Source organism: Pedobacter sp. 01N416 (assembly GCF_056399685.1).
Genome location: NZ_JBFTRT010000977.1, coordinates 1 through 794 on the forward strand (window position 1 = coordinate 1; position 794 = coordinate 794).

Sequence of the window (794 nt, forward strand, 5' to 3'; positions counted from 1 at the left end):
GGTTGAGGCTTTTTGGTTTTCTAGTCGTCACTCTGAATTTATTTCAGAGTCCTAATAATCAAGAGATGCTGATCCCGAAGCTTGGGGATCAGCATGACGGACTAAAGAAATTTTCAGTTAATATATTTGGCTATGAAATTAACGTTCAACTCAAAATTTCTCTTTATTTTTCTCGCGATTCTCATCGTGGAAATCTTAATTGGCAAATACCTTCACGATGCTTTTATCAGACCTTTTGGCGGAGACGTATTGGTTGTTATCTTGATTTACGCATTTTTGAGGATTTTCCTTAAAACCAATAATAAGCAGTTAGCATTAGGCATCTTAATTTTTTCTTTCGTAATTGAGTTCCTCCAAAAGGCAAATTATGTTACCTGGTTTGGTTGGGAAGACAACAAATTAATGAGCACTATATTGGGCACTTCTTTTAGTGTTTACGACCTGCTCGCTTATTTTGTAGGTTATCTGATCTGTTTATTATTTAAAGATTGAGTTAATCATTTCATGCGTTGGTCAGGATTTGTAATCCGGCCCTATTATTCTTTTGGTTTGCAATCTACTTTAACAGTTATGTTAATGAATCCAATTTCAAGGATTAAAAATCCTTAGCTCTAAAGACGGGATTGCAAAACCCGACTAACGAGGGTTGGTCGGGATTTGTAATTCGGACCTATTGTTCTTTAGATTTGCAATCTACTTTAACAGTTATGTTAATGAATCAAATTTTCAAGGATTAAAAATCCTTAGCTCTAAAGACGGGATTGTAAATCCCGACTAACGAGGCTAACGAGGGG

General features: G+C 35.6%; 1 protein-coding gene. It reads left to right on the forward strand.

From position 1 onward, the window contains the following. Positions 1-132: 132 nt before the first annotated feature. Entirely contained in the window at positions 133-492 is a 360-nt protein-coding gene (locus AC1DND_RS28775) for a ribosomal maturation YjgA family protein (protein WP_477586372.1), read from the forward strand. Positions 493-794 lie beyond the last annotated feature (302 nt).